Annotated in this window: 17 protein-coding genes; 11 read left to right on the top strand and 6 right to left on the bottom strand. The window is 68.2% G+C overall.

The features are described from left to right. The first annotated feature begins 87 nt into the window (after positions 1-87). The 3 genes from IB269_RS25505 to IB269_RS25495 are packed head-to-tail and all read left to right on the top strand — an operon-like array spanning position 88 to position 3,941. A complete protein-coding gene (locus IB269_RS25505) occupies positions 88-1,074 on the top strand; it encodes a 2-hydroxyacid dehydrogenase (RefSeq protein ID WP_192368646.1) in 987 nt (328 codons plus the stop codon). Between the two features lie 44 nt (positions 1,075-1,118). Continuing rightward, the gene (locus tag IB269_RS25500) at positions 1,119-2,456 is read left to right on the top strand and encodes an enolase C-terminal domain-like protein (RefSeq protein WP_192368645.1); all 1,338 of its coding nucleotides are present in this window, start codon (positions 1,119-1,121) and stop codon (positions 2,454-2,456) included. 36 nt (positions 2,457-2,492) lie between these two features. Beyond that, entirely contained in the window at positions 2,493-3,941 is a 1,449-nt protein-coding gene (locus IB269_RS25495) for an aldehyde dehydrogenase family protein (RefSeq protein ID WP_192368644.1), read from the top strand. A gap of 104 nt (positions 3,942-4,045) precedes the next feature. Here the strand turns inward: IB269_RS25495 and IB269_RS25490 are convergent, their stop codons facing one another. From IB269_RS25490 to IB269_RS25480, 3 genes are all read right to left on the bottom strand, one after another. Continuing rightward, positions 4,046-4,360: a hypothetical protein gene (locus tag IB269_RS25490; RefSeq protein ID WP_192368643.1), complete on the bottom strand. Its 315-nt coding sequence runs from the start codon at positions 4,358-4,360 to the stop codon at positions 4,046-4,048. Positions 4,361-5,257: 897 nt separating this feature from the next. Continuing rightward, positions 5,258-5,950: an LrgB family protein gene (locus IB269_RS25485; protein WP_013800125.1), complete on the bottom strand. Its 693-nt coding sequence runs from the start codon at positions 5,948-5,950 to the stop codon at positions 5,258-5,260. Positions 5,951-5,955: 5 nt separating this feature from the next. Further along, positions 5,956-6,429, bottom strand: coding sequence for a CidA/LrgA family protein (locus IB269_RS25480; protein ID WP_192368642.1), 474 nt, complete (start codon positions 6,427-6,429; stop codon positions 5,956-5,958). A 76-nt stretch (positions 6,430-6,505) separates the two neighbouring features. Here IB269_RS25480 and IB269_RS25475 point away from each other — a divergent pair, with 76 nt between their 5' ends. Both IB269_RS25475 and IB269_RS25470 read left to right on the top strand, forming a co-directional pair. Then, positions 6,506-7,414, top strand: a complete 909-nt coding sequence (locus tag IB269_RS25475; RefSeq protein WP_123695008.1) for a LysR family transcriptional regulator — start codon at positions 6,506-6,508, stop codon at positions 7,412-7,414. 4 nt (positions 7,415-7,418) lie between these two features. Then, positions 7,419-8,054 carry a pseudouridine synthase gene (locus IB269_RS25470; protein WP_192368641.1) on the top strand — a complete coding sequence of 212 codons (636 nt, stop codon included), beginning with the start codon at positions 7,419-7,421 and terminating at the stop codon, positions 8,052-8,054. Here the strand turns inward: IB269_RS25470 and IB269_RS25465 are convergent. Further along, positions 8,051-9,073: a hypothetical protein gene (locus IB269_RS25465; protein WP_192368640.1), complete on the bottom strand. Its 1,023-nt coding sequence runs from the start codon at positions 9,071-9,073 to the stop codon at positions 8,051-8,053. The genes IB269_RS25470 and IB269_RS25465 overlap by 4 nt on opposite strands. Before the next feature lie 2 nt (positions 9,074-9,075). After that, complete coding sequence (locus IB269_RS25460) at positions 9,076-9,432, bottom strand: zinc ribbon domain-containing protein YjdM (protein WP_013800120.1); 357 nt, start codon at positions 9,430-9,432, stop codon at positions 9,076-9,078. A gap of 138 nt (positions 9,433-9,570) precedes the next feature. Between IB269_RS25460 and IB269_RS25455 the strand changes: the two genes are divergently transcribed. The 3 genes from IB269_RS25455 to IB269_RS25445 all read left to right on the top strand — a co-directional run bounded on the left by IB269_RS25455 (position 9,571) and on the right by IB269_RS25445 (position 12,405). Next, a complete protein-coding gene (locus tag IB269_RS25455) occupies positions 9,571-10,464 on the top strand; it encodes a LysR family transcriptional regulator (protein ID WP_065345457.1) in 894 nt (297 codons plus the stop codon). A 94-nt stretch (positions 10,465-10,558) separates the two neighbouring features. Next, positions 10,559-11,281 carry a DsbA family protein gene (locus IB269_RS25450; RefSeq protein WP_013800118.1) on the top strand — a complete coding sequence of 241 codons (723 nt, stop codon included), beginning with the start codon at positions 10,559-10,561 and terminating at the stop codon, positions 11,279-11,281. A 92-nt stretch (positions 11,282-11,373) separates the two neighbouring features. After that, positions 11,374-12,405 (top strand): cyclase family protein, encoded by a 1,032-nt coding sequence (locus IB269_RS25445; RefSeq protein WP_016452163.1) that lies wholly within the window; start codon positions 11,374-11,376, stop codon positions 12,403-12,405. 144 nt (positions 12,406-12,549) lie between these two features. Here IB269_RS25445 and argE read toward each other — a convergent pair whose 3' ends face one another. Continuing rightward, a complete protein-coding gene (gene argE, locus IB269_RS25440; protein ID WP_013800116.1) occupies positions 12,550-13,713 on the bottom strand; it encodes an acetylornithine deacetylase in 1,164 nt (387 codons plus the stop codon). Between the two features lie 164 nt (positions 13,714-13,877). On the opposite strand from argE, the gene IB269_RS25435 reads away from it, so the two are divergent. From IB269_RS25435 to IB269_RS25425, 3 genes are all read left to right on the top strand, one after another. Continuing rightward, positions 13,878-15,191 carry an MFS transporter gene (locus IB269_RS25435; protein ID WP_071953865.1) on the top strand — a complete coding sequence of 438 codons (1,314 nt, stop codon included), beginning with the start codon at positions 13,878-13,880 and terminating at the stop codon, positions 15,189-15,191. Positions 15,192-15,491: 300 nt separating this feature from the next. After that, complete coding sequence (locus IB269_RS25430) at positions 15,492-16,835, top strand: C4-dicarboxylate transporter DctA (protein ID WP_043823239.1); 1,344 nt, start codon at positions 15,492-15,494, stop codon at positions 16,833-16,835. Then, positions 16,832-17,518, top strand: coding sequence for a GntR family transcriptional regulator (locus IB269_RS25425; protein ID WP_012202175.1), 687 nt, complete (start codon positions 16,832-16,834; stop codon positions 17,516-17,518). The genes IB269_RS25430 and IB269_RS25425 overlap by 4 nt, the downstream gene beginning before the upstream one ends. Positions 17,519-17,615: the final 97 nt, after the last annotated feature.

Genomic DNA, 17,615 nt, shown 5'->3' with positions numbered 1-17,615 from the left:
GCCCCAGGGCCGTTCCCGCTGGCCTGCGCACCGCAGGCCCTTTTCACCGGGGCTTCCAGCCCCCGCAAGTTCCAAGGATTCCAAGGCATGGCGACCTCCCGTCCACGCGTTCTCCAGTTCGGCAAGATGCCGCTGCCCCAGCTCGATGCCGAGCTGGCCCAGGCCTATGAGGTAACGCTGCTGTCCGAGCAGCCCGACCGCGAGCGCTTCCTCGCCGAGCACGGCGCGCAGTTCGAATACCTGGTCACCTCGGCCGCCATGGGCGTGCCCGCGAGCGTGGTGCAGGCCCTGCCCAGGCTGCGCTTCGTGAGCAGCTTCGGCGTGGGCTTTGACGCGCTGGACCGCGAGTCCCTGCTGCGCCAGGGCGTCCGCGTGGGCTACACGCCCGGCGTGCTGGACGACTGCGTGGCCGACATGGCCTTCGCCCTGCTGCTGGATGCGGCGCGTGGCCTGAGCGAGTCCGACCGATTCGTGCGCCGGGGCGACTGGAGCCGAGGCCGCTTCGGCATCCGCACGCGCGCCAGCGGCAAGCGCCTGGGCATCTTCGGCATGGGCCGCATCGGCTCCACCGTGGCGCGCCGCGCGGCCGGCTTCGACATGGAGGTGGCCTATCACAACCGCCGCCCGGTCGAAGGATCGCCCCACCTCTACCAGCCCTCGCTGCTGGAGCTGGCGCGCTGGGCCGACTTCCTCGTCATCACGGCCGCAGGCGGCGACGGCACGCAGCACCTGGTCAACGCCGAGGTGCTGGACGCGCTGGGCCCGCAGGGCTTTCTGATCAACGTGGCGCGCGGCAGCGTGGTCGACGAGGCCGCCTTGGTCCAGGCCCTGCAGCAGGGCCGCATCGCAGGCGCGGGCCTGGATGTGTTCGAGGACGAGCCCCGCCCCCATGCCGAGCTGCTGTCGCAGGACAACGTGGTGCTTGCGCCTCACATCGCCAGCGGCACGCATGAAACCCGCCGCGCAATGGCAGACCTCGTGCTGCGCAACCTGGCGCAGTTCATCGCCACGGGCCGGCCCGAGGCCGAGGTGCCGTGGTCCGCCGCGCAGCAGGCGGCCACCGCCGCCGCATAGCCGTTTTTTCCCAGAGACCGATCCAAACGATCCAAGAGCACGCCATGTCCTCCACCCCGACCATCACCGAGATCGAAGTCATTCCCGTCGCCGGCCGCGACGGCATGCTCATGAACCTCAGCGGCGCGCATGCGCCCTACTTCACGCGCAACATCGTGCTCGTCCACGACAGCGCGGGCCACACCGGTGTGGGCGAAGTGCCTGGCGGCGAAGGCATACGCCAGGCGCTGGAGGACAGCAAGGCGCTGCTCATCGGCCAGTCCGTGGGCAACCACCTCAAGCTGCTGCAGAACCTGCAGCAGGCCCTGGCCGGCCGCGACACGGGCGGGCGCGGCCTGCAGACCTTCGATCTGCGCATTGCCGTGCATGCCGTCACCGCCGTGGAATCGGCCCTGCTGGACCTGCTGGGCCAGCACCTGGGCGTGCCCGTGGCAGCCCTGCTGGGCGAAGGCCAGCAGCGCGACCGCGTAGAGATGCTGGGCTACCTGTTCTTCACCGGCCCCACCGACAAGACCGACCTGCCCTACGTCCAGCCCGGCGAAGACCAAAGCGGCATCGACGACTGGACGCAGGTGCGCCACATGACCGCCATGGACCCGGCCGCCATCGTGCGCCAGGCCGAGGCGGCGCACGCGCGCTACGGCTTCAACGACTTCAAGCTCAAGGGCGGCGTGCTGGCCGGCGAGCAGGAAGTGGAGGCCGTCACCGCGCTGGCCAGGCGCTTTCCGCAGGCGCGCGTCACGCTGGACCCCAACGGCGGCTGGCTGCTCAAGGACGCCATCCGCCTCATGCGCGACATGCACGGCGTGCTCGCCTATGCCGAAGACCCCTGCGGCGCCGAGAACGGCTTCTCGGGCCGCGAAGTCATGGCCGAATTCCGCCGCGCCACCGGCCTGCCCACGGCCACCAACATGATCGCCACCGACTGGCGCCAGATGGTGCATGCGCTGTCGCTGCAGTCCGTGGACATCCCCCTGGCCGACCCGCATTTCTGGACCATGGCCGGCTCCGTGCGCGTGGGCCAGACCTGCCGCGACTGGGGCCTGACCTGGGGCTCGCACTCCAACAACCACTTCGACATCTCGCTGGCCATGTTCACCCACGTGGCCGCCGCCGTGCCCGGCAAGGTCACGGCCATCGACACGCACTGGATCTGGCAGGACGGCCAGTACCTCACCCAGAACCCGCTGCAGATCAAGGGCGGCTTCGTCGAGGTGCCCAAGACCCCGGGCCTGGGCGTCACCGTGGACCGCGCCGCGCTGCAGCGCGCCAACGCCCTGTACCTGGAGCACGGTCTGGGCGCGCGCAATGACGCCATGGCCATGCAGTACCTGATTCCCGGCTGGACCTTCGACAACAAGCGCCCCTGCATGGTCCGCTGACCCCTTCCTTCCGTTACCCCTTTCCCGGAGCACCTCATGTCCCGCTACGACAACCTCATCAACGGCCAATGGAAGGCCGCCGACGGCTACAGCGCCAACACCAACCCCAGCGACCTGTCCGATGTGATCGGCGAGTACGCCCAGGGCAATGCCGCCGACGTGGAAGCCGCCATCGCCGCGGCGGCCGCGGCCTTTCCCGCCTGGAGCACCTCGGGCATCCAGGCCCGCCACGACGCCCTGGACAAGATCGGCAACGAAATCCTGGCCCGCAAGGAAGAGCTGGGCGACCTGCTGGCGCGCGAGGAAGGCAAGACCCGCACCGAAGCCATTGGCGAAGTCGGCCGCGCAGGCCAGATCTTCAAGTTCTTCGCGGGTGAATGCCTGCGCCTGGCCGGCGAAACCCTGCCCTCCGTGCGCCCCGGCATCGGCGTGGAAATCACGCGCGAGCCCGTCGGCGTGGTGGGCCTGATCACGCCGTGGAACTTCCCCATCGCCATTCCCGCCTGGAAGATCGCCCCGGCCCTGGCCTTCGGCAACTGCGTGGTCCTGAAGCCCGCCGACCTCGTGCCCGGCAGCGCCTGGGCGCTGGCCGACATCATTCACCGCTCGGGCATTCCGGCCGGCGTGTTCAACCTCGTCATGGGCCCGGGCCGCGTCATCGGTGATGCCCTGGTGCGCCACAGCGACGTGGCCGCCATCAGCTTCACCGGCTCCGTCGGCGTGGGCCGCGGCATTGCGCGCGCCTGCGTGGAAAGCGGCAAGAAGGTGCAGCTGGAGATGGGCGGCAAGAACCCGCAAATCGTGCTGGACGACGCCGACCTCACCCAAGCCGTGGAGCTGTCCGCGCAAAGCGGCTTCTACTCCACGGGCCAGCGCTGCACGGCATCGAGCCGCCTCATCGTCACCGACAGGATCTACCCCGCCTTCATCGAGGCCCTGCAGGCCCGCATGGCCAGGATCAAGGTGGGCGACGCCCGCGCCGCAGGCACCGACATGGGCCCCGTGGTCAGCCAGGCCCAGCTGGAGCAGGACCTGAGCTACGTGGAAATCGCCAAGGCCGAAGGCGCCGTGCTGGCTGCGGGCGGCACAGCCGCCGCCTGCCACACCGGCAGCGGCAACAAGGGCTACTACATGGCGCCCACCCTGTTCGTGGACACACAAGCCGCCATGCGCATCAACCGCGAGGAAGTCTTCGGCCCCGTGGCCAGCGTCATCCGCGTGAAGGACTACGAGGAAGCCCTGGCCGTGGCCAACGACACGCCCTTTGGCCTGGCCGCAGGCATTGCCACCACCAGCCTCAAGCACGCCACCCACTTCAAGCGCCACAGCCAGGCCGGCATGGTCATGGTCAACCTGCCCACGGCCGGCGTGGACTACCACGTGCCCTTCGGCGGCCGCAAGGGCAGCAGCTACGGCCCGCGCGAACAGGGCCGCTATGCGCAGGAGTTCTATACGACGGTGAAGACCGCCTACACGCTGGCCTGAACAGCATCCGGCTGACGAGAAAAAAGCACCTTTCGAGGTGCTTTTTCATTGGGCGGATTCCGGGTGTCAGCAGCCCGGGGCGCCCTGGCAAGCGGACCAGCGAATCAGCGCTGGAACGCCACCGCAGCAGCCGCTATCCGCCGCAGATACGCCGGGTCTTCCTGCAGGCAATGCACGTAGTTGACCTCGTCCTCCACCAGTTCCTCCATCCGCTGCGCAGCACCGCAAATGGCCTGCAGCGCATTGGCCACCACCTCCAGATTGCGATGGCCCTCAGGCCGCTCCAGCCAGGCCAGCGCCAGCTGGCCCAGCGAGTACACCTCGCTGCTGCCCTGCAGCGTCAGCCGGCCGATCTCGGTCACGGCATGGCTCAACTGCTGCGGGCTGGGCTGGGTCAGGGTTGTGGAAGCGGTACTCATGGCGCAACCCTTCCCACGGCAGATGCGCCAGAGTGAGGCGCATGGGTGGCAGAGGGGAATGCAAAAGAAGAAATGCCGTGCATGGTTTCGTACTCCTTCGTGAGAACAAAAACCACCGGCCCGTGTTCTTACGCACAGACAGGTGGACGGGATGTTAAGAACACGAACGAAGCCGTGCGGACGCCCTTGCGGGTAGCCCCATCCCGTCCGTAACCGCAGGAACGCAGGCTTGCGCCCACGCTCCGGAAATCAGACGTGACAAGGCCTCCTTGACGGCGAGGCCGCACCGCTTCGTTTTGGGTGTTCTTACGCACCGGCCCCGGAACAGGGGGTTACCGCGATGATAGAGGCTTTCAAGAGGGCAAGCGCCCCAGCACTCCAGGCCGAGCGAAGCGAAGGCCCGCGCCCACTCCCCGTATGGCCGCGCCTGCGCCGTGGCGGTTGCGGGGTTGCAGTCCTGCCGAAGGACAGGACTGCTTCGTCATCTGACTCGCCGTGATTGTTTGAACGTAGCGCGCAGCGCGAAGTGAGTTTCACGGCGAACCCCGCAACCGCCACGGCGCAGGTTGCCCCGCAGCGCAGCGAAGGGGTCGCGGACATTCGGGCGCTTTTCTTTGCTCACTTTCTTGTAGCGAGACAAGAAAGTGAGTCGGCCGCCGGGCCGAGACCCGGCCTCGAAAAACAACCACCCGGCAGGGGCAAAAGATTGCACCTAAGCCAAAAGCAATCGAGGCACAAACAAGGTGGGCGGGAGTTAAGAACATGTGCAAGGCATGCGGACGCCCTTACGGGTAGCCCCATCCCGCCCCAAACCCAAAGACAGCCAGGCCCCCAAAAGCCCCAGCCATCAAACCCCGGCCAAGGATGGCAGCTCCCGCATCACTTCAGAAAAGCACTTCAGAAAAACAGCACCCGCACCCAAGGCGCCACCACCACATTCAACGCCCCCGCAATCATCATCACCAACGAAGCAACCACCGCCTGCACATCCCCAAACTGCCGCGCCTTCGCCACCCCGCTGCCATGGGCGGCACCGCCCAGAATGGCGCCCGCAGCCAGCTTGCTGCGCACGTGCGGCAGCAGCCGCAGGATGGTCTCGCCCATGAGCATGCCGCTGACGCCCGTGAGCAGCACGAACAGCGCGGCCAGGTCGGTGGGCCCGCCCAGCACGCGCTCGGCCTCGATGGCGAAGGGGGTGGTCACCGAGCGCACGGCCAGGCCCTTTTGCAGGTCCACGGGCAGTCCGAAGGCCTGTGCGAACCAGATGGTGGTAGCAATGGACACGCCACTGGCCACGAGTACGCCGGTGGCGATCGACATCCAGTGCTTGCGCAGCAAGTGGCGGTTTTCGTGCAGGGGCAGCGCAAAGGCCACCGTGGTGGGGCCCAGCAGCCAGACCAGCCAGTGCGTCTGGGCGATGTACTGCGGGTAGCGCACATGGGTCAGCAGCGCCAGCGCGATCAGCACCATGGGCGTGGCGACGATGGGCATGAGCAGCGGATGCGGATGGCGGCGGTACACGCGCTTGTTGGCCGCATAGCAGGCCAGCGTGGCCAGCAGCGACAGCAGGCCTATGGCCTGGTCGGACATGGCGTTCATTCCTGCTCCCTGTGCAGCCCGGCGCGCGTGGAGCGGCGCCGGGCCAGCCACAGCTCCAGCCGGTAGACGCGGTCCACGGCCAGCGCCGTGGCGGCCATCACGCAGGCCGTGCTGGCCACGATGACGCCCAGGATGCGCAGACCCTGGTGCTGGATCAGGTCGGTGTATTCGGTGACGACCAGCATGGCGGGCACGAAGAACAGCAGCATCTCGGCCAGCAGCCAGTTGGTGCCGCCCTGCAGCCAGCGCGCCTTGACCAGCCCGCTGAACAGGCCCGTGGCCAGCAGCGCGAAACCGATCAGCCCGGCCGGCATGCCCCAGCCGAAATGGGCGCGCACGGCCTCCATGGCCACCCACAGCGCACTGAGCAGCCCCACCTGCAGCGCGCCGCGCAGCAGCGGCCAGCAGCGGTGCAGCAGACCCTGAAACACCTGCGGCCGCAGGACGGGCATGGCGGAAATCTTTGACATGGGGCAATCCTAGGGTTTGCACTCAGATTCGTAAAATGAATAATCTCCATTTTTCCCATGCACAAAAGGAATCCTCATGGACCTGCGCGCGCTGCGCTACTTTGTCGAGGTGGTGCGCTGCAACAGCTTCACGCGTGCGGCCGAGGCGCTGCATGTGACCCAGCCCACCATCAGCAAGATGGTGCGGGCGCTGGAGGAGGAGCTGGGCGGCCCGCTGCTGCTGCGCGAGGGGCGCGGTGTGCAACTGACCGACGCAGGCCAGGTGGTCCATGCGCGCGGCCTGCAGGTGCTGGAGCAGTCACGCCAGCTGCTGCAGGAGGTGGCCGAGGTGGACGGCATTGCGCGCGGCAGCCTGAGCGTGGGCATCATGCCCACGGCCGGGCACTACATGGCGCCCGTGATCGCGCGCTTTCAGCAACTGCATCCGGGCGTGGAACTGCATGTGCAGGAGCAGGGCGCACGCGCCCAGCGCCAGCTGCTGCTGGACGGCAAGCTGGACATGGCGCTGGGCCTGCACGGCGCGGGCGAGGCGGGTGGCGACCTGGCCGGAGAGGGCCTGGAGTACTGCACCATCGCCCACCAGAAGACACGCGTGGCCTTTGCCGCGCACGAGGTGCCCGACCCGGACGCACCCGTGCACTGGAGCGAGCTGGCCCAGCGGCCCTTTGTGTTCTACACCTCGGACTTCGCCCTGCACCAGGCCGTGCTGGAGCATTGCGCGGCGGCAGGCTTCAGCCCACAGGTGCGGCTGCAGACGCGCTACTGGGACTTCATCGGCGACCTGGTGGCAGAAGGCGTGGGCGTGGCCGTGATGTTCGAGCACGTGATCGCGCGGTTCGACCCCCGGCGCGTGTCCAGCCGCCCGCTGGTGGGGCCTGAACTGCACTGGGACGTGGTGCAGCTGTGGCGCAGCGGCTATCTGTCGCGCGCGGCGAGGGCCTGGCTGGAGTGCGTGCGTGCGGTCTATCCCGACGACAATCGCTGAGTCCATGCAACCCAGAAAACGCCCACCCTTGCGCCCTTTTGCAGGTCCGGCCCTGCGCGCCCGGCCCGCCTTCGTCGACCGGCCCGACACCGGCCCCTCACGCCTGCTGTGCTTCAACAAGCCCTACGGCGTACTCAGCCAGTTCACCCCCGAGGGTCGCTGGCGTGGCCTCAAGGAATACATCGACGTGCCGGGCGTGCATGCGGCAGGCCGGCTCGACGCCGACAGCGAAGGACTGCTGCTGCTGACCAATGACGGGCCGCTGCAGGCGCGCATCGCCGATCCGCGCTTCAAGATGGAGAAGACCTACTGGGTACAGGTCGAGGGCCTGCCCGACGAGGCCGCGCTGCAGGCGCTGCGCCAGGGCGTGCAGCTCAACGACGGCATGACGCTGCCCGCGCAGGCGCGCCGGCTGGAGCCGCCGCCCGTGCTGTGGCAGCGCGACCCGCCCATCCGCGTGCGCCAGAACATTCCCGACTGCTGGATCGAACTGGTCATCCGCGAAGGCCGCAACCGCCAGGTGCGCCGCATGACGGCGGCCATTGGCCACCCCACGCTGCGGCTGGTGCGCGCGGCCATCGGGCCCTACACGCTGGACGGCCTGGAGCCCGGCCAGTGGAAGGACGTGGAGCCCGCCTAAGGCTCCGGATTGTCGGGAAGTGCCACAGCCTGCCAGCGTTGCAGGCCGAGCCACGGATGAAAGCGCCGCGCCTCGCCCACTTCCACACGCTCCACACTGCCGGCCAGCAGCGGCCACAGGCGCTGCAATTGCGCCGAGCGCTGCTGCGTGCAGCGCCGCGCGCGGGCCAGCAGCTCGCTGCCCTGGCCCAGCAGGCGCGACAGTTCGCGCAGGCGCGGTGGCGGCAGGCATTGGGCGCTGGCCAGCATCAGCCAGGACGGTGCCTGGCCCGCCTGGGCGGGGCCGCTGGCGGCGAACTGCTCGAGCAAAGCGACATGGGCGCTGAGCAGGGGCGCGGGTGGCTTCTCGGCCAGCATGACCTCCAGCAGCTTGCCATCGATGCGCCAGCGGGCGGGCACCACGGCGTGCTCTACCGAGTTGCCGAAGCGCGTGGACTGGCGATGGCGGACGGCACGGCTGCCCTGCTCCAGCAAGGGCTGCAGCAGTTCGGCCAGGGCCTGCTCGCGCTGCGCCGTGGGCGCTTCGGCCAGCGTGATGCGCAGCGGCACGGCCTCGTAGCCGCGCAGCTGGTCGCGCCAGGCCATCCAGCCCGCCGTGTCGGGGCCGCCCAGCAGCAGGGCGAGGAAGGCGCCCAGGCCGGCCAGGGCCGAGCCGGTCCACCAGGACACCTGCACAGGCTGCCGCCCGGCGATCAGCCAGCCCGTCAACCAGACCAGCGCCCCCGCGCAGGTGGCTGCCAGCAGGCCCATGCCGAAGGCGAGGAAGGGTGCGCCATCGAGCCGGTCGGGCAGCAGCACCAGCATGGCCACGCAGGCCGCGCCGGCGCACAGCGCGATAGCCCACCAGCCGGCCACGGGCAGGGTGCGCGCGGTGTGCTCTGTGTGGCCTATGCGCCCCGCCACCGCAAGCAGCATGAGGGCCACCACCGCGCCAGCGGTCAGCGCAATGAACAGGGGCGCAAACACCCACAGCGCCAGCAGCCCGAGGACCGCCGATACCGCAAGCGACAGCGCCAGCATGCTCAGGCCTTCTTGAGGAACTCCGACTTGAGCAGCATGGAGCCCAGTTCGGTCTTGCAGTCCACGTTATGGCCGTCGGCGCCATCGACCAGGCGGATGCCCTTGATCTTGCTGCCCTTCTTGAGCACGGTGGACGAGCCCTTGACCTTGAGGTCCTTGACCAGGATCACGGCATCGCCGTCGGCCAGCGCATTGCCGTTGGCGTCGCGCACGATGCCGTCGCCAGCGGCGGCTTCGCCGGACTCTTCTTCGGCCTGCATGGGCCATTCGAAGGCGCAGTCGGGGCAGATGTAGCTGGTGGCGTCGGGATAGGTGTTTTCAAGGCCGCACTGGGGGCAGGCGGGAGTGGTCTGGGGCATGGGATGGACAGATTCGGTGAAGACAAAGAGGCGCGGCGGGCGCGCCGTACCTGGCGATTGTCGCCCCTGCCCCCGCAGGCATGCCCCGGCAAACCCGAGCGGCCTGCTACGCTGCGCGCCATTCTTTGCTTTTTCCCCATGGATACGCTGACCCCCTTGCGCGCCTTCCGGCGCATCGTAGAACTGGGCTCCATCGCCAAGGCGGCCGACGCGCTGGACCTGTCCTCGGCCGCGCTGAGCAAGCAGCTGCGCGCGCTCGAAGCCCATCTGGGCGCCGTGCTGCTGCAGCGCACCACGCGCCGCATGAGCCTGACCGACACGGGCCAGGCCTACTACGCAGAGTGCTGCAGGCTGCTCGATGAATTCGATGCGCTGGAGCAGTCGGTGCGCGCGCAGGCGCAGCAGGTGGCCGGCCGGCTGCGCGTGAATGCGCCGCTGTCGTTTGCGCTGAGCACGCTGTCGCCGCTGCTGGCGCGCTTCATGCAGCGCCATCCGCAGCTGCAGATCGACCTGTCCATGGAAGACCGGCTGGTGGATGCGGTGGGCCAGGGCTTCGATGTGTCCATCCGCCTGAGCGCGGAGCTGGCGGACTCCTCGCTGATCGCGCGGCGCCTGGCCTCGCTGTCGCAGATGCTGTGCGCGGCCCCTTCCTATCTGCAGGCGCATGGCCGCCCGGCCAGTGCCGCCGCGCTGCGCGGCCATGCGCTGCTGAACTACAGCCTGGCGCATGCGCCCCGCGAAGCGGGCGAGAGTCCCCAGGCGCCGTCCGAGGCGCGTGCCAACGTCAACAACAGCCTGATGCTGCGCGACCTGCTGGTGGCGGGCCTGGGCATTGGCGCCCTGCCCTCGTTCCTGGCGCGGCCGGCGATTGCGGCAGGCCAGCTGGTCGCACTGGACCTTGCGGACCAGGCCGCGCAGGCCCGCCATGTCTACGCGGTCTATCCCACGCAGCGCCACCTGCTGCCCAAGGTGCGCGCCTTCGTGGACTTCCTGGCCGAGGAGCTGCCTGCCGCCATGGGCGAGGATTGTTGACGCCGCGTTAAGAGTTCCTCAAGCGCACGCCCCTTTTTCGCGCCGGGCCTGCGGCCTACGCTTGCCGTCCATCACAGCCATGAAGGACACAAGCATGACGCAATGCAATGATTTTTCCTGCGCCCTGCCCGCGCAGGATGCGGCGGCGCCCTCGCCGCAGCAGGCCCTGCAGGCGGCGCCCGCAGCGGCGCCTGCGGTCGCCCCCGCCATCGACTTCTTCCATGACGTGGTCTGCGGCTGGTGCTACGTGATGTCGCCACGCCTGCGCCAGGTGGCGCGCGAGCTGGGCCTGCGCGTGCGCCACCGCAGCTTCGTGCTGCAGGCCTCGCGCGCCGAGATGGTGGCGGCCTTCGGCTCCATGGAGCGCGCCAAGCAGGTCATCCTGGAGCACTGGCAGGCCTGCGCGGAGCATGACGACGAGGACCGCATCGACATCGAGGGCATGCGCCGCGAGGCCTTCGAGTACCCCAGCGGCATGGCCGGCGCACTGGCCTGCCAGGCGGCCCAGATCCTGGGCGGCGATGACGCGCACTGGGATCTGTTCGACGCCATCCAGCACGCCCACATGAGCGAGCACCGCAACATCGGCGACGCCGAAGTGCTGCTGGACATCGCCACGCGCACGGGCTTCGAGCGCAATGCCTTCGCGGGCTGCATGGAAGGCGCCCAGGCGCTGGAGCAGGTGCGCCAGGACCGCGCGCTGGCGCAGCGCATGGGCCTGCGCTCCATTCCCACGCTGATCGCGCCGCGCCTGCCGCCGCTGCAGACCCAGTCGCTGGCTGCGCTGCGCGAACGGCTGCACTTCCTGGCGGCCTGAGCGCCCCCGTCTTTGCTTTTTTCATCGGCGTTTTTCCGCCTTCCCTCGCGCGCGGCATGCGCGCCCTTTTTCAGCAGACCAAGGACTCTTGCATGACTCTCCAACGCTTCGCTCGCCGCATGGCGCTGCACTCTCTCGTGATCGCCCTGGCCGCCGCCTTCGCGGGCACCGCGGCCCAGGCCCATGGCGGCCACGAGCCCCCGGCCGGCGCACGCCAGGACGTGGGCACCAGCCCCTGGGGGCCGGCCGACGAGATCGGCCGCCTGAACCTGATCACGCCGGCCTCGCGCGCGGCCATCCTGCAGCGCATCACGGGCGGGCAGGTCTATGACCTGGCCACCGAGTACTACGTGGGCATGCCCAGCTGGCAGGACGCGGGCGATCCGCACTACCAGTTCTGGATGACGCACACGCCGCGCGGCACCGTGGTGGACGATCCCATGAACGTGGGCAAGGACATGAACGCCACGCGCAGCTACACGGGCACGGCGTTTTCCATGTACAGCCACACGGGCACGCACATCGATGCGCTCAACCACTTCGGCATCCGCGGCAGGATCTGGAACGGCTTCAGCGCAGACCAGCATCTGGGCGACCGGGGCTGGCAGCGCACGGGCATCGAGAAATTCCCGCCGCTGGTAGCGCGCGGCGTGCTGATCGACGTGGCGGCCGCCAAGGGCCTGGAGATGCTGCCCGACCAGTACCGCATCACGCGCCAGGACCTCAAGGATGCGCTGGCACGCCAGAAGGTGACGCTGCAGGAGGGCGACATCGTGCTGGTGCGCACGGGCCGCATGAAGCTGTACGGCCAGCCCCAGGCCTACATGGCCAAGCCGCCGGGCCTGGGCCTGGATGCCGCGCGCTTTCTGGTGGAGGAAGGCGGCGCCATGATCGTGGGCGCCGACAACCTGAGCCTGGAGACGTTCCCGTCCGAGGTAGACGACGACTACGTACCGCTGCACAGCTACCTGCTGGCGCAAAAGGGCGTGCCCATCATGGAGCTGGTGGCGCTGGACGATCTGTCGCGCGACAAGGTCTACGAGTTCGCCTTCATCGGCGGCCCGCTCAAGATCCGCGGCGGCGACGCCGCGCCGCTGCGGCCCATCGCCATTCCTGTGCGCTGAGCGGGGCAAGACGAGATTTCTTGAGCTTGACCTCGAAACTCCCGCGCCCCCAAGGCGAGGGACACCGAGCAAGGGCCGCCCCGCAGCAAGGGTGTCGTCCCCCTCCGAAGAGAGGGGGAAGGCGCGAAGCGACTCAGGGGGTGATCACAGACTCGTGCCCATTTTGCTGAGGAAGCGCTCGCAGGCGTCGAGCTGGGCCAGCTCGACGAACTCGTCGGGCTTGTGCGCCTGCTCGATGGAGCCGGGGCCGCAGACCACGGTGGGAATGCCGGCGTTGTGGAACAGGCCGGCCTCGGTGCCGTAGGCCACCTTGCGCTTTTCCTGGTCGGCGGTCAGCGCGCGCACCAGTTGGGTGATGGCGGCTTCTTCCGAGGCTTCCAGCGCGGGCGCGCTGGCGCCGGTCTCGATCTCGATGCGCGCGTCGGCGAACTCGGCGCGCATGCGCGGCAGCAGTTCGTCGCGCACATAGGACTCGACCTGGGCCTGGATGCCATCCACCGACATGCCGGGCAGGTTGCGGAATTCATAGGCGAATTCGCACAGCTCGGGGATGGTGTTGACCGCGATGCCACCCTGGATCTGGTTGGTGGTCATGGTGGTGAAGGGCACGTCGAAGAATTCGTCGTAGGGGCCGTGCGCCTTGAAGTGGTCGGCGATGTCCCGGATGCGACAGATCAGCCGCGCCGCGTACTCGATGGCATTGCTGCCGCGCGGCGTGAGCGACGAATGCGCGGCCTTGCCGTGCACGCGGCAGCGGTAGAGGTTGATGCCCTTGTGCGCCACCACCACCTGCATGCTGGTGGGCTCGCCGACCACGCAGCCGTCGAAGCGCGCGCCCTCGGCCTTGAGCTGGTTGATCATCACGGGTGCGCCCGCGCAGCCGATTTCCTCGTCGTACGAGAAGGCCAGGTGCACGGGCCTGGCGCGCTGCGTGGCCAGGAATTCGGGCACCAGCGCCAGCGAGGCGGCGATGAAGCCCTTCATGTCGCAGCTGCCGCGCCCATAGAGGCGCCCGCCCTTTTCGGTGAGCGCAAAGGGGTTGGTGCTCCACTGCTGGCCATCGACCGGGACCACGTCGGTATGGCCGGACAGCACGATGCCACCCTGCGTTTCGCCGTTGTGGGCCGGCAAAGTGGCGAAGAGATTGGCCTTGGCGCCGTCCGGAGAGTGGAACAATCGGGCACTCACGCCCAGCGTGGCCAACTCATCGCGTACACACTCGATCAGTGCCAGGTTGGAGTTGCGGCTGGTGGTGTCGAATGCGACCAGTGTTTCCAGCCAGTCGCGGGTGTTTTTCCAGGTAGTCATGTGGTTCCATCTGCGCCATGGCCTGCGCCGCCCTTCGTGGACGACGCAGGCCATGGCATAGGCATTGCATATGGCGAAGCAGTGTACGCCCGGGTTGCGGCCCGGGCAGGCACGCCGACCCATGCCCCGGGCGTGACTGCCGTCTTTTCAATCCCTTTTCGGAAATGGACCCTGCTTTGACCAAGCAAACCGTCTCGACCCGCAACATCGTGGCTGCCGTCATCGGCAACGCGCTGGAGTGGTATGACTTCCTGGTGTTCGCCTTCATGACACCCATCGTCGCCAAGCTGTTCTTTCCCAGCAATCCCGACAATCCGGACGACAACATCAACCGCATCCTGATGACCACGGCCGTGTTCGGCGTGGGCTTTTTCATGCGGCCCGTGGGCGGCATCCTGCTGGGCCTGTACGGGGACCGCAAGGGCCGCAAGGCGGCCATGGTGATGGTGACGGGCCTGATGGCCGTGGCCATCGCGCTGATCACGCTGGCGCCCACGTATGCGGCGGTGGGCATCCTGGCGCCGCTGTTCATCGTGCTGGCACGGCTGCTGCAGGGCTTTGCGGCCGGCGGCGAGTTCGGCACGTCCACGGCACTGCTGATCGAGCTGGCACCGCCCGGCAAGCGCGGCTTCTATGGCTCCTGGCAGATGGCCGGCCAGATGCTGGCCCTGCTGATCGGCGCGGCCACGGGCACGCTGATCACCGAGATCTTCACCGAGGAGGAACTGATGGCCTGGGCCTGGCGCGTGCCCTTCGCCGTGGGCCTGCTGATCGTTCCCGTGGCGCTGTACATCCGCCGCCATGTGGAGGAGCCCGAGGTCTTCAAGGAAATGCAGGCCGCTCAGGCCAGCGGCAAGGCGCGCCAGATCGGCATCATGGAGATGCTGCGCACGCATGCGCGCGAGACGCTGGTGGGCATGGGCCTGGTGGTCACGGCCACGGTGTCCATCTACATCACCTTCACCTATCTGGTGACCTATGCCACGGTGACGCTGAAGCTGCCCATGCGCGATGCCTTCATGGTGCAGATGGCCGGGGCCGCGCTGATGGTGGTGATCATGCCGTTCTTCGGCGCCCTGTCGGACCGCGTGGGCCGCCGCATGCTGACCATCGGCTCGCTGATCGGCTACCTGGTGGTGCTCTACCCGCTGTATGCCTGGCTGACGGACGGCCCCACGGTGCAGAAGCTGCTGATCACCCAGCTGGTGGTCTGCGTGTTCGTGGCCGTGTTCTTCGGCGTGTTCAGCACGGTGATGGCCGAGCTGTTCCCGCCCCAGGTGCGTTCGGCCGGCATGTCCATGGCCTACAACGTGGCGGTGATGATCTTCGGCGGCTTTGCGCAGTTCATCGTGACCTGGCTGATCCGCTCCACGGGCTCGCCCATGGCGCCGGCCTTCTATGTGATGTTCGGCGTGACGCTGGGCCTGTTCGCGGCCTTCTTCATCAAGGACCGCGCTCTGGAGCGCAACCTGCGCTGATCCCGGTGCGGTGCGCAAGGCACCGCGCCCGCGCATGCCCCGCCACGGGGCCTGCGCCCCGCCCGCGCACCCGCCTGCGCACCATGCGCGGGCATGACGGCCACCCGCCCTGCACCACGGCGGGGAGGCCCGCCCGCATCGGCGGATTTCATGCAGAAAAAGTCAGGGCTGATGCTCTCTGGAGTGCCGCAAATCTGCAGGGAATACCCTCTGCTGGCACGCGTTTCGCTTGTCTACATTCTTGCATGCAAGTTGTAAATCCACTTGCATACAAGATTCCACAACTTGCGAAAGACGACTATGCGCCGCTTTGCCAGATCACTGTTCGGACAGGTGGTGATCGCACTCATCCTGGGTGTGCTCGCCGGAATATTGGCCCCTGAATGGGCCGTGAAGCTCAAGCCCCTGGGCGATGGCTTCATCAAGCTCATCAAGATGATCATTCCCGTGCTGGTGTTCTGCGTGGTGGTGCACGGCATCGCGGGCGCAGGCGACCTCAAGCGCGTGGGCCGGGTCGGCGTCAAGTCGCTGATCTACTTCGAGGTGCTGACCACCATCGCCCTGGTGCTGGGCCTGGTGCTGGCCTTCGTGTTCCAGCCCGGCGCGGGCATGAACGTGGACCCGAGCAAGCTCGACGCCTCGGCCATGAGCGCCTACGCCAGCAACGCCGACAAGCTGACCAGTGGCGGCACGGTGGACTTCCTGATGAAGCTCATCCCCACCACCGTGGTGCAGGCCTTTGCCACGGGCGACGTGCTGCAGGTGCTGCTGTTCGCCGTGCTGTTCGGCTGCGCGCTGACCATGCTGGGCGAGCGCGGCGCGCCCGTGCATGCGCTGATCGACACGCTGTCGAACGTGCTGTTCAAGATCATGGGCATCCTCATCAAGCTGGCCCCGCTGGGCGTGCTGGGTGCGATCTCGTTCACCGTGGGCCAGTACGGCATAGGCTCGCTCAAGCAGCTGGGCATGCTGGTGCTGCTGTTCTACGTGGCCGTGATCTTCTTCGTCTTCGTGGTGCTGGGGCTGGTGATGCGCTTTTCGGGCTTCAGCCTGATCAAGCTGCTGCGCTACCTGCGCGAGGAGCTGATGGTGGTCTTCGCCACCACCTCCTCGGACAGCGTGCTGCCCCAGATCATGGCCAAGCTGCGCAACATGGGCGTGCGCGACTCCACCGTGGGCCTGGTGATTCCCACGGGCTACTCGTTCAACCTGGACGCCTTCTCCATCTACATCACGCTGGCGGCCGTGTTCATCGCCCAGGCCACGAACACGCCCATCGGCATGGCCGACCTTCTGACCATCCTGGCGATTGCGCTGGTGACCTCCAAGGGCGCCCACGGCGTGCCGGGCTCGGCCATCGTGGTGCTGGCGGCCACGCTGCATGCGATTCCGGCCATCCCCGCCATCGGCTTGGTGCTGGTGCTGTCGGTGGACTGGTTCATGGGCATTGCCCGCGCGCTGGGCAACCTGATCGGCAACTGCGTGGCCACCGTGGCCATCGCAGCCTGGGAGGGTGATATCGACCGCGAGCGCGCCCATGCCGTGCTCAACGGCCTGGCCGACAATCAGGGGCCCGACGCCGAGCCCTCCGGCGCCGCCGCCGTCCCCGCAACCGTGACTCCTGCCCACCCTGCAACGCAATGACACCTGTAAGCCCCCAGCACATCGCCGAGCGCGTCGTCGAAGCCATCCTGGCCCAGAAACTGGCGCCCGGCGAACGGCTGGGGGAGCAGGAGCTGGCCGACAACTTCGCGGTCAGCCGCACCATGGTGCGCGAGGCGCTGATGCAACTGCAGGCGCGCGGCTTCGTGCAGGTGCAGCCCCGGCGCGGCTGGTACGTGGTCCAGCCCTCGGCCGAGGAGGCGCAGGACGCCTTCGCGGCGCGCCGCATCATCGAGACCGGCATCCTGGGCGAGGCCGGCCGCCCGATGCAAAGCGTGATCGGCCAGCTGCGCCGCCACATCGCCCAGGAGCAGGACGCCATTGCCGGCGCCGACGCGGCCACGCGCGCCTTCCTGCTGGCCGACTTCCACGTCTGCCTGGCCGAGCAGATGGGCCACCGCCTGCTGGCGCTCACCCTGCGCGACCTCACGGCGCGCACCACGCTGGCGGCCACATTGTTCCAGTCCACGCACAGCGCCAGCCAGTCCTGCGCCGAGCACGAACGCATCGTCGAGGCGCTGGAGCGCGGCGACACCGAGGGCGCCAAGGCCCTGCTGCTGGAGCACATCGGCACGGTGGAACGCTCGCTGGAGATCCGCCCGCCCGAAGCCCCCGACGCCAGCGACCGCCTGCGCGCCACGCTGGCGCCCCTGTTCGGGGGATAACCCTGTGTCGGAGGGTCGGCAAATTTCCACCGACCGTCGCTAAAACGCCAATCTGGGTCATAGGGGACGCACTGTCATGGTGCCGACACGGCTGACT

Source organism: Delftia sp. DLF01 (genome assembly GCF_014852125.1).
Lineage (GTDB): Bacteria > Pseudomonadota > Gammaproteobacteria > Burkholderiales > Burkholderiaceae_C > Comamonas > Comamonas acidovorans.
The sequence above is the reverse complement of the archived record's forward strand: the minus strand, read 5'-3'. Positions and strand labels throughout refer to the sequence as shown.

Excerpts from the sequence above, each read along its gene's own strand:
- IB269_RS25450 (WP_013800118.1), top strand. The coding sequence starts at position 10,559 with ATGACGCAATGCAATGATTTTTCCTGCGCCCTGCCCGCGCAGGATGCG.
- IB269_RS25495 (WP_192368644.1), top strand. The coding sequence starts at position 2,493 with ATGTCCCGCTACGACAACCTCATCAACGGCCAATGGAAGGCCGCCGAC.
- IB269_RS25455 (WP_065345457.1), top strand. The coding sequence starts at position 9,571 with ATGGATACGCTGACCCCCTTGCGCGCCTTCCGGCGCATCGTAGAACTG.
- IB269_RS25500 (WP_192368645.1), top strand. The coding sequence starts at position 1,119 with ATGTCCTCCACCCCGACCATCACCGAGATCGAAGTCATTCCCGTCGCC.
- IB269_RS25445 (WP_016452163.1), top strand. The coding sequence starts at position 11,374 with ATGACTCTCCAACGCTTCGCTCGCCGCATGGCGCTGCACTCTCTCGTG.
- IB269_RS25460 (WP_013800120.1), bottom strand. The coding sequence starts at position 9,432 with ATGCCCCAGACCACTCCCGCCTGCCCCCAGTGCGGCCTTGAAAACACC.
- IB269_RS25475 (WP_123695008.1), top strand. The coding sequence starts at position 6,506 with ATGGACCTGCGCGCGCTGCGCTACTTTGTCGAGGTGGTGCGCTGCAAC.
- IB269_RS25470 (WP_192368641.1), top strand. The coding sequence starts at position 7,419 with ATGCAACCCAGAAAACGCCCACCCTTGCGCCCTTTTGCAGGTCCGGCC.
- IB269_RS25430 (WP_043823239.1), top strand. The coding sequence starts at position 15,492 with ATGCGCCGCTTTGCCAGATCACTGTTCGGACAGGTGGTGATCGCACTC.
- IB269_RS25435 (WP_071953865.1), top strand. The coding sequence starts at position 13,878 with ATGGACCCTGCTTTGACCAAGCAAACCGTCTCGACCCGCAACATCGTG.
- IB269_RS25485 (WP_013800125.1), bottom strand. The coding sequence starts at position 5,950 with ATGTCCGACCAGGCCATAGGCCTGCTGTCGCTGCTGGCCACGCTGGCC.
- IB269_RS25490 (WP_192368643.1), bottom strand. The coding sequence starts at position 4,360 with ATGAGTACCGCTTCCACAACCCTGACCCAGCCCAGCCCGCAGCAGTTG.
- IB269_RS25465 (WP_192368640.1), bottom strand. The coding sequence starts at position 9,073 with ATGCTGGCGCTGTCGCTTGCGGTATCGGCGGTCCTCGGGCTGCTGGCG.
- IB269_RS25425 (WP_012202175.1), top strand. The coding sequence starts at position 16,832 with ATGACACCTGTAAGCCCCCAGCACATCGCCGAGCGCGTCGTCGAAGCC.
- IB269_RS25480 (WP_192368642.1), bottom strand. The coding sequence starts at position 6,429 with ATGTCAAAGATTTCCGCCATGCCCGTCCTGCGGCCGCAGGTGTTTCAG.
- argE (WP_013800116.1), bottom strand. The coding sequence starts at position 13,713 with ATGACTACCTGGAAAAACACCCGCGACTGGCTGGAAACACTGGTCGCA.
- IB269_RS25505 (WP_192368646.1), top strand. The coding sequence starts at position 88 with ATGGCGACCTCCCGTCCACGCGTTCTCCAGTTCGGCAAGATGCCGCTG.